Origin of the sequence: Nonomuraea mesophila, from assembly GCF_004352805.1 — a bacterium.
Lineage (GTDB): Bacteria > Actinomycetota > Actinomycetes > Streptosporangiales > Streptosporangiaceae > Nonomuraea > Nonomuraea longispora.
Genome location: NZ_SMLD01000262.1, coordinates 1 through 9,210, shown reverse-complemented (window position 1 = coordinate 9,210; position 9,210 = coordinate 1). Strand labels below are relative to the sequence as shown.

Sequence of the window (9,210 nt, the reverse complement as noted above, 5' to 3'; positions counted from 1 at the left end):
GCCCGGGGGTGGCGGGTCGTCGCCGCGGCGGCGGCACTGGTGGCGGCCTTCGCCGGAGGGGCGGTTCTGACGTTCGGAGGCGACGCGATCGAGACGTACGAGACGACCGTCGTACGCTGACCCCGGCCCGGGTCAGAAGGCGTTGACGAGGACGACGTACACGGTGGTGCCGATGCCGACGCTCAGGATCGTGCGGCGGCCGAAGGCGAGATGGGCACCCGCGGTGACGGCGACGGCGAGCAGCGCGGGCAGCGCCGCCCGTGGATGCGCGGTGATGGTGCCGTGCAGGGCGGTGACGGCGAGGATCGCGAGGATGCCCACCGGCATCCACACCGCCAGTTGCCGTACGGTCTGCGACGTGCGGAGCGCGCGCAGCGCCGCGAAGGGAACGGCCCGCAGGGCGAAGGTGATGCCGAAGACGATCGCGAGCACGGCCAGCAGGTAAGGCGTGCTAGGCACCGGCGGTCACCTCCTGGGTCCGGCCCGCGTCGCGGCGGGCGGCGAACGCGTGGCGGGCCAGCAGCAGGGTGAGGAACAGCAACAGCGCGGTGAACAGGGCGACGCCCGGGGTCAGCACGAGCGCCGCTGCGACGCTCGCCCCGGCGAGCACCACGGAGGGAAGCTCGCGGCGCGAGCGGACCGCGTCCAGGGCGAGCGCCGTGAACAGGGCGCACAGGGCGAACTCCAGGCCCTTGACCGGGCCGGGCAGGGCCGTGCCGAGCGCGACGCCGGCCAGGCCGCCGCCGACCCAGTACGCCTCGCAGGCGACCTGCATCGCCAGCAGCCGGGGCGCCGAGCGTTCGGCCTCGGGCAGGGCGGCGTTGACCGCGTACGCCTCGTCGATCAGCGCGTAGACGGCGTACGCCTTGGCCAGCGGATGCCTGACCACGTGCAGCGGGAAGGAGAAGGCGTAGAAGACGTGGCGGAAGTTGACCACGAGGACGGTCAGGGCGATCGCGCCCAGCGGCGTGACCGTGGCCGCCATCCCCACCACCAGCAGCTCCACGGAGCCGGCGAACGCGGACAGCGACAGGGCGGGGGCCAGCCACCAGGGCAGGCCGGCCTGGACGACCATCAGCCCGAGCGCGACCCCCAGCGGGAGGATCCCCAGCCCGGCTGAGAACGAGTCGCGCACCCCCGCGGCGATCTGCTGCCGCCGGGTGACGGGAAGGGACGTGGTGACCTGCGGGGGAACGTGTTGTCGCACCCCTCAATGGTCTCGCGAAACACGCGCCATGTGGTTGCCGACGTTGCACGATATGCGGCTCGTGGTGCAATGTTCTCACTGTGGACGCCATAGATCGAGCAATCATCGCTGAGCTGGAGCGCGAAGGACGGCTGACAAACGTCGAGCTGGCCCATCGGGTCGGTCTCACCACCGGGCCGTGCCTCAGACGTGTCCAGCGGCTGGAGGCCGACGGCGTCATCCGCGGCTACCGCGCCGTCATCGACCCCGCCGCCGTGGGGAGGTCCTTCGAGGTCCTGATCGACCTCACCCTCGACTCGCAGGACGCGGGGACCGTCGAGCGCTTCGAGCGCACCCTGGCGCAGGCCGAGGAGGTCGTCGAGTTGCGCCGCCTGTTCGGCACCCCCGACTACTTCATGCGCGTGGCCGTCGCCGACCTGGCCGCCTACGAGGCCTTCCTCAGCCAGTACGTCATGACCATCCCGGGCGTCAGGGGCGTCACCTCGAACTTCACGATGAAGAACATCAAGTCGGCCCCGTGACGGCGGCCGGATCCGGCGCTGCTCCGTTCGCGCGCGAGCGCCCCTGTGAGCGTCCCTGCGAGCGTCCCTGTGAGCGCCACAGCAAGCGCCACCGCAACCGCCACTGCAACCGTGCGCAGAAACGCCCGCGGCTCTGGATCATCGCCCGCCCATGATCGACGATGGGGCCCGGAAGCACCCCGTCACACGGAAGGTCACGACCATGCGTTCACGCTCATGGGCGGCGCTCGCCGCCGCGCTCGCCGCGCTCCTCCTGACGGCGCAGCCCGCAAGCGCCCGTGCCACGGTGGAGTTCGCCGCCGACTCCGGCGACCGATGCCGCCACGGCGTCACCGAGGGCACGCTGGAGTGGGTCGAAGGGCCCGTCATCCGGCCCGCCGTCCAGGTCGAGGGCACCCTGTCCGACAGCGACCCCCTGTCGATCTGCGCCCCCGACGACATGCACTCCGTGGTCACCTTCACCGCCTACCACGGCGACACCGTCGTCGCCTCCGGCACCCAGAAGGCGGACGACGCGACCGTGAAGGTCTCGCTGGGGCTGTCCGACGCGACCGGCGTCACCTCCATCGAGCGCGTGGTCGTCCAGGTGTGCCGCTACACCAACTCGCCGATCGGCACCGGCTACTGCGGCGAGGCGGCCGAGTACAAGATGCCCTGAGCCTCGCCCGGGGGTGCGGGCGGCGGCAGCACGGCCGGGTGCCGCCCGCGCGCCCTTGCCCGGCGCGTGGGCTTACTTGACGCCGCAGGTGGGAAGGCGGATGCACGGGGGCGCGATCGGCTGGGAGGCGTCATGGTCACTTCGCGAGGCGTCTTCAGGCGCAAACCCGTGGAGCAGATCGCCACAGAGCACGAGGGGGAGCTCGCCAGGACCCTGGGACTGTGGCAGCTGACCGCCATCGGCGTGGGCGGCATCATCGGCGCGGGCATCTTCGCGCTGGCAGGCGCGGTCGCCAACGAGACCGCGGGACCCGCCGTGCTGGTGTCGTTCCTCATCGCGGGCGTCGCCAGCGCCGCCGCCGCGCTGTCCTACGCCGAGTTCGCCGGAATGATCCCGAAGGCCGGGTCCGCCTACACCTACGGGTACGCCGTCCTGGGGGAGATCGTCGGCTGGTTCATCGGCTGGGACCTGCTGCTGGAGTACACCGCGATCGTCGCGGTCGTCGCCATCGGCATCTCCGGCTATTTCGGCTTCCTCGTCCAGAACCTGGGGTTCGCGCTGCCCGCGTGGATGCTCGGCGCGCCCGGCACCGGCGAGGGCCGCGTCGTGGACCTGTTCGCGGTGCTGCTGTGCCTGCTCATCGCCTTCCTGCTGAACCTCGGCATGCGCACCGCCGCCCGGTTCGAGACGTTCGTGGTGGCGCTGAAGGTCGCGGTCGTGCTGCTCGTCATCGTGGTCGGCTTCTTCCACATCAACACCGCCAACTACCACCCCTTCTTCCCGTACGGGATCGGCGGGGCCATCACCGGGGCCGCCACGGTGTTCTTCGCGGTGTTCGGCTACGACGCGATGAGCACGGCGGCCGAGGAGTCACGCGACGCGCAGCGGCACATGCCCAAGGCGATCATCTACTCGCTGATCATCGCCATGGTGCTGTACGTGCTGGCCACGCTCGTGCTGACCGGCATGCAGAACTACCGCGAGATCGACCCAGAGAGCGGCTTCTCCTCGGCGTTCGCCTCGGTCGGGCTGTCCGGGCTGGCGTCGTTGATCGCGGTGGGCGCCATCATCGGCATCCTCACGGTCATGTTCACGTTCATGCTCGGCGTCACCCGCGTGTGGTTCTCGATGAGCCGTGACGGGCTGCTGCCGCAGTGGTTCGCCAAACTGCACCCGGTACGGCGCGTGCCCACGCGCGTCACCTGGATCGTGGGCGCCGCGTCCGCCGTGATCGCCGGGTTCCTGCCCATCCAGGAGGCCGCCGAGCTGACGAACATCGGCATCCTGCTGGCGTTCGTCGTCGTGTGCCTGGCCGTGATCGTGCTCCGCTACCGGCAGCCCGGCCTGCACCGCGAGTTCCGCACGCCAGGGATGCCCGTCGTGCCGGCCATCGGGGTGCTCTTCTCGATCTGGCTGATCACCTTCCTGGACCCGGTGACGTGGCTGCGTTTCGCCGCCTGGTTCCTGCTCGGGCTGGTCATCTACTTCGTCTACAGCCGCCGGCACTCCGCCCTGGAACGGCGGCCGGCCGGGCCGGGCGAGCACTGACGGCCGCCGCTGTGCCGCGGATCACACCGCAAAGGTGTCACGCAGTGAAGGCCGCGGGAGTCATGGAAGCAACATGACCCTCACAGGCAAGGAACGATCATGTCGAGCACCCGTACCGATCTCCTGCGTGCCCTGCACAAACCCGGCGACCCGCTGATCCTGCCGAACGTGTGGGACGCGGGCAGCGCCACCGTCGTGGCCGAGGCAGGCTTCCCCGCCCTGGCGACGGCCAGCGCGTCCATCGCCGCCCTGCTGGGGCGCGGCGACCACCAGCAGGCGCCCGTCGACGAGATGCTCGACATGGCCGCCAGGATCATCAGGGCCGTGGACGTACCGGTGACCGTCGACGCCGAGGGCGGCTACGGCCTGCCGGCCGATGAGCTCGCCGAACGGCTCACCGCCATCGGCGCGGCCGGGTTCAACATCGAGGACACCGACTACCAGGGTGGGGGACTGGTCGACGCCGGCACGCAGGCCGCGCGCATCGCCGCGCTGCGGGAGGCGGGGCCCGACCTGGTGATCAACGCGCGGGTCGACGTGTTCCTGACCGGCTCGACCTCGGTCGAGGAGATCGCGGACCGCGGGCGCCGCTACCTGGAGGCCGGCGCCGACTGCGTCTTCCCCATCCTGGCCCCGTCGGAGGAGGTGGTGGGCGACCTGGTCAAGGCCGTCGCCGGGCCGGTCAACGTGTCCTGCATGCCCGGCATGGACCTGGGCAGGCTGGCCTCCCTCGGCGTCGCCCGCGTCTCGTTCGGCCCGCTGACGTACCTGGCCGCGCTGGATGCGCTCAAGGCCATGGCGGGACGCATCCGCGCGGGCCAGGACCCGTACGCGACCTGACCGGCGCGCGGAGGGCCGGCCCGCCCTCCGCGCGCCCGGTCAGCCGCGCCCGGTCAGCCGCGCTCGGTCAGCCGCGCTCGGTCAGCCGCGCTCGGTCAGCCGCGCTCGGTCAGCCGCGCTCGGTCAGCCGCGCTCGGTCAGGCGCGCTCGGTCAGGCGGAGGCGCGGCCCAGGGCCCGCAGCTCGTCGGGGGAGAGCGCCGAGACGTTCTGGTCGATGGGGGAGTCGGAGTACTGGTGGATGGTCCAGGACTTCCAGTCGGCCGGCGGTGTCACCGTCCCCTTCGGCTTGCTGTAGTGGGCCACCCACAGGGGGTACTCGGCCAGGCCCTTGCCGTAGGTGTCGGCGAAGTTCCAGCCGCTGTAGAACATCGGGGTGATGCCGGTCTCGGCCTTCACGTGCGCCAGCCACGCCTTGGCCCAGGCGTTGACCTCCTCGACGGACTTGCCGTCGGTGGTCTCCAGGTCCAGCACCAGCAGGTCGCCGGCCTGGGAGGGCTGCGCGTGCACCACCGACAGGAAGTGCTCGGCCTCGACGATGGGGTCGTTGCCGGGGTGTCCGTAGTGGTACGCACCGCGCACGATGCCCTTCTTGCCCAGCTCGCTCCAGTGCCGGGAGAAGGCGGCGTCACGGAAGTCGGTGCCCTCGGTGGCCTTGATGATGCCGAACTGCGCGGGGCTGGCCGCCCAGTCGTGCTGCGGCTGGTAGTTGGACACGTCCTGGCCGTAGGTGAGCGTCGGCTGCTCGGCCGCCTGGGCCGAGCCCGGCTCGACGGGGTCCGCGTACGCGGGTGCGCTCGCGCCCGAGAGCGCGGCGGTTCCGGCCAGCAGGGCGCCGGCGGCGGAAAGGCTGAGACGTCGCGTGAGTTCGCGCATGGGGGGATCGACTCCTTGCTTCCAAGTGCCTACCGGGTTAGCTGACGGGTTCGGACGTGGAAGTGCCCTACGCACGCGGCCGTCGGCCGGCGTGCGATTCACCCCGGAAAGGTGGGTCCCCGGTTCCGCGCTGTGCGGATTCGGCCTGTCAATGTCGCGGCAAAGGGCCGGGCGAACGATCACCGCTGACCTCTGCCGTAATCCCCAGAAAGGTATATACCACCCCATAAGCGCTGCAAGCGGTATAAATCCCCATGCAATGTGTTTTTTACCTGAGAAGGCCCTGGAACGCCGCGTGTGCAGGCGTTCCAGAGTTTTGGCAAAATTTTCCCGGCACCGTACGCAGGCCCCCTATGAAGCGGGCGTCGCAGGTCGGTGCCCGCGCCGCCGGGAAGCCGGCCTGGACGTTCACCGCTGCTCCGCCAGCCAGGCATCGAAAGTGGTCGGCGCGATGCGCGCACCCTCGCCGGGCATCAGCACGTCCCCCGCCATCGCCGGGCCGAAGACTCCCGACCACGTCGGCACGAGCCGCACCGTACGTCCCCGTGCCTGGTGCGTGCGCCGGGCCATGTCGACCAGGTCCTGCGGCTCGGGACCGGCGACGTCGGCGCACCGTCCACGCGGTTCGCCGGTCGCGATCTCGGCGAGCACGCCGGCCACGTCGGCGGGCGCGATCGGCTGCACGAGCAGCGGCGCGATCGTGGCGACGCCGCCCTGCTCCGTCCAGCTCGCCACCATTTCGGCGAAGTCGTGGAACTGCGTGACCGGCACGATCGTCCACGGCACCGGCCCGGCGGCCACGAGCCGCTCCTGCTCCCGCTTGCCGGCGTAGTGGGCGTTGCCCTCGACGCGGTGGATCCCGACGATCGACAGCAGGACGTGGTGGCGCACCCCGGCCCGCTCCTCGGCGGCCAGCAGGTTCCGCGTGGTGGCGCCGAAGAACGCCACCGTCTCCTCCGGGCCGGCCGGAGGCGCGTTCAGGGCGTCGATGACCGCTTCCACGCCGGTCAGGGCGTCGTCGAGACCTCTGACCGGCTCGCCGGTCGCCAGGTCCACGCCGAGCGAGCGGCTGATGCGCACGACCTCGTGTCCGTCGCGTTCGAGAGTGGCGGCGGTGAGTGCCCCGATGTTCCCGGTCGCGCCGGCGACTGCGATCCGCATGGTGATCCCCTTAATTATGGACTAAAGGGATCCATAATAACTTCGATAGACTCGTGGCGTGAAGCTGCCTGTGAGTACCGAGTGGGTCCTGCACTGCGCGACCACGCTGGCCCAGCTCCAGCCCGGAGACAGCGCGTCGGCGGCGCAGCTCGCGCTCCACTTCGACCTGCCGGCGGCCTACCTCACCAAGCAGCTCAAGGAACTGGTCAAGGCCGGGCTCCTGGTCGCGTCCACCGGCCCGAGGGGAGGCTTCCGGCTGGCGCGGCCCGCCGCCGAGATCACGCTGCTGCAGATCGTGGAGGCCGTCGACGGCCGGTCCACGCCGTACGAGTGCCGCGAGATCCGCCGGCAGGGGCGCGGCGCGCTGCCTGCGGAGGAGTGCGAGCACATCTGCGTCCTCGCCGAGAAGATGGCCGACGCTCACCGGGCATGGCGGGCCAGCCTTGACGGCGTCACCCTCGCCGACATCCTTACCGAACTGCCGGAATGGGCGCCGGCCCGCACCCGGCAGCGCCTGACGGCCGGCCCGAAGGCGCACAACCCCGCCGGCCAGTGAGGTGTCGCGGCCCTGCTCGGGGCCCCGCTGCCGCGGACGCCACGCGGGGTGCCGGTCAGGGAGCTGGGACAACCGTCGGGTGAGGCGCTGCGACGGTCGCTGGGTGAGCGTTGCGGCGGCCGGCGGTTGAGGGCCGGTGGGTGAACGCCGGGGCGGCCGGCGATTGAGGCGCTGGGGCGGTCGCTGGGTGAGGCGCCGGGGCGGCCGGCGATCAGGCGGCCTGGTGCCACAACTCCGCGAGCAGGCCGTTCAGCGTCTCCGGTGCCTCCACGTGGGGCCAGTGGCCGGCGCCGGGGACCGACGCGTGACGGCCGCCGACGCGTTCCGCGGTGATGCGGGCGCAGGCCATGAACGGGACGCCCCCGCGCTCACGATCCTGCTCGGGCGCGCTCTCCCACGTTCCTGAGATCACCAGCTTGGGGAACGCGGCCGCCCGCAACGCGGGGAGCGGGATCGCGGCCTCCCAGCACACCCGTTCGCGCAGCGCGGTGCCGGCGGCGCGCAACCGCGGCTCGCTCGCCTCCGGCGGCGGGCTGCCGGTCGAGCCGACGGAGGCCTGCAGCCACTGCTCCGGCGTCAGCTCGGGCAGCTCGGCGATGTCGTCGTCGTCCGCCAGGTAGTCGCCGGGAAAGCTCTCTCCGGCGTCCGGGCTGCCGCCGTACCCGCGCCGGTCCATGAGCAGCAGGCGGAAGCGGCCGGCGAGCGGCGCCTGGGCGGCGAAGCCGTAGTGAGGGTCGTCGCCCCAGCTGGTGGAGCCGTGCACGAAGAGTACGGGCGGCGCGCCGTGCGGGCCCAGCGTGGTCACGTGCACGCTGCCCGGCAGCGGCCCGTTCGCACGGAACAGCGGCGTGGGGGCGGGAGGGGACATGGCACTCCTCAACGTCGTTCGTCACCCTTGAACACTGTATAGGTCTGCTGAACGACGAACGTCAACACGGGGTACGGTGATCCCGTGTCCTCCGCAGACTTCCCCGACGGGTCCGTGTGGCTGCGCCCCCAGCGGCCGCCGCGCGACCGCCGGCTCACCCGTGACCAGATCGTTGACGCCGCCGTGGCCGTGCTCGACTCCGACGGTCACCGGGGCCTGTCGATGCGCCGGATCGCCGCCGACCTGGGAGTGACCGCCGGTTCGCTCTACTGGTATGTACGCACCAAGGACGACCTGCTCGAACTCGCGCTCGACCGGGTGCTGGGAGAGGTGTGCGCCGCGCCCGACGTGCCCGGCTGGCGGCAGGCGCTGGCCACGCTGGCCCGCCACAACCGCGACATGCTCCTTCGGCACCAGTGGGCGCTGCTGGAGCTGACCATCCGGCCCAACCTGGGGCCGAACGCGCTGGCCCTGGCCGAGAAGGGGCTGAACTCGCTGGCGCGTGCCGGGTTCGCCGACGCGGATCTCGACGCGGCGATGGCGACGGTCCATGACCACGTGGTCGGCTCGGCCATCGCCGAGATCGCCTGGCGCGACACCCTGGCACGCATGAGCGAGACCGGAGCCGGCTGGGACGAACGGGCCGCGGGATTCGTCCGCGAGATCACCGAACGCCACCCGCTGCTGGCCCGCCGGATGGCCGCCACCAGCGAGATCGACGTGGAGCGCGAGAGCGAGCGACGCTTCGAGTTCGCCCTGGAGTGCATCCTCGACGGCCTGGCGGCCCGCCACGGTCGGCGATGACGCACCCGCTCGCGGGGCGTGGGGCAAGCCGCACGCGAGGCATCACGAGGCATCACGTGGTCGGGGTGAAGCGCACGAACGGTATGTGCCGGCCCACCTCCCGGTAATCGGCCACGCTGCCGTCGACCGCGAAGCCCATGATCTTGCAGAGCTGGCGGGCGGCGGCGGGGTGG

General features: G+C 71.6%; 11 protein-coding genes and 1 riboswitch. Of the genes, 6 read left to right on the top strand and 5 right to left on the bottom strand.

Annotation, left to right across the window (positions count from 1 at the left end):
- Positions 1-132 precede the first annotated feature (132 nt).
- Both E1295_RS45600 and E1295_RS45595 read right to left on the bottom strand, forming a co-directional pair.
- Positions 133-459, bottom strand: coding sequence for a branched-chain amino acid transporter permease (locus tag E1295_RS45600; RefSeq protein WP_132641250.1), 327 nt, complete (start codon positions 457-459; stop codon positions 133-135).
- Positions 452-1,207 carry an AzlC family ABC transporter permease gene (locus E1295_RS45595; protein ID WP_132641248.1) on the bottom strand — a complete coding sequence of 252 codons (756 nt, stop codon included), beginning with the start codon at positions 1,205-1,207 and terminating at the stop codon, positions 452-454. Before E1295_RS45595 ends, E1295_RS45600 begins: the two co-directional genes overlap by 8 nt.
- Before the next feature lie 80 nt (positions 1,208-1,287).
- On the opposite strand from E1295_RS45595, the gene E1295_RS45590 reads away from it, so the two are divergent.
- From E1295_RS45590 to E1295_RS45575, 4 genes are all read left to right on the top strand, one after another.
- Positions 1,288-1,728: an Lrp/AsnC family transcriptional regulator gene (locus tag E1295_RS45590; protein ID WP_132641246.1), complete on the top strand. Its 441-nt coding sequence runs from the start codon at positions 1,288-1,290 to the stop codon at positions 1,726-1,728.
- Between the two features lie 202 nt (positions 1,729-1,930).
- Entirely contained in the window at positions 1,931-2,386 is a 456-nt protein-coding gene (locus tag E1295_RS45585; RefSeq protein WP_132641244.1) for a hypothetical protein, read from the top strand.
- A gap of 132 nt (positions 2,387-2,518) precedes the next feature.
- On the top strand, positions 2,519-3,934 hold the full coding sequence (locus E1295_RS45580) for an amino acid permease (protein ID WP_132641242.1): 1,416 nt from the start codon (positions 2,519-2,521) through the stop codon (positions 3,932-3,934).
- Positions 3,935-4,033: 99 nt separating this feature from the next.
- The gene (locus E1295_RS45575) at positions 4,034-4,774 is read left to right on the top strand and encodes an isocitrate lyase/PEP mutase family protein (RefSeq protein WP_132641240.1); all 741 of its coding nucleotides are present in this window, start codon (positions 4,034-4,036) and stop codon (positions 4,772-4,774) included.
- A gap of 151 nt (positions 4,775-4,925) precedes the next feature.
- Here the strand turns inward: E1295_RS45575 and E1295_RS45570 are convergent, their stop codons facing one another.
- Positions 4,926-5,648, bottom strand: a complete 723-nt coding sequence (locus E1295_RS45570) for a glycoside hydrolase family 25 protein (protein ID WP_166427741.1) — start codon at positions 5,646-5,648, stop codon at positions 4,926-4,928.
- Positions 5,649-5,659: 11 nt separating this feature from the next.
- A riboswitch (cyclic di-AMP (ydaO/yuaA leader) is annotated at positions 5,660-5,804 on the bottom strand.
- Between the two features lie 252 nt (positions 5,805-6,056).
- Entirely contained in the window at positions 6,057-6,809 is a 753-nt protein-coding gene (locus E1295_RS45565) for an SDR family oxidoreductase (protein ID WP_132641236.1), read from the bottom strand.
- Between the two features lie 58 nt (positions 6,810-6,867).
- On the opposite strand from E1295_RS45565, the gene E1295_RS45560 reads away from it, so the two are divergent.
- Positions 6,868-7,365: an RrF2 family transcriptional regulator gene (locus E1295_RS45560; protein WP_132641234.1), complete on the top strand. Its 498-nt coding sequence runs from the start codon at positions 6,868-6,870 to the stop codon at positions 7,363-7,365.
- Positions 7,366-7,576: 211 nt separating this feature from the next.
- Here E1295_RS45560 and E1295_RS45555 read toward each other — a convergent pair whose 3' ends face one another.
- Positions 7,577-8,233: an alpha/beta fold hydrolase gene (locus E1295_RS45555; RefSeq protein WP_220449232.1), complete on the bottom strand. Its 657-nt coding sequence runs from the start codon at positions 8,231-8,233 to the stop codon at positions 7,577-7,579.
- An 84-nt stretch (positions 8,234-8,317) separates the two neighbouring features.
- Between E1295_RS45555 and E1295_RS45550 the strand changes: the two genes are divergently transcribed.
- Positions 8,318-9,037: a TetR/AcrR family transcriptional regulator gene (locus E1295_RS45550; RefSeq protein WP_132641232.1), complete on the top strand. Its 720-nt coding sequence runs from the start codon at positions 8,318-8,320 to the stop codon at positions 9,035-9,037.
- The last annotated feature ends 173 nt before the right edge of the window (positions 9,038-9,210 follow it).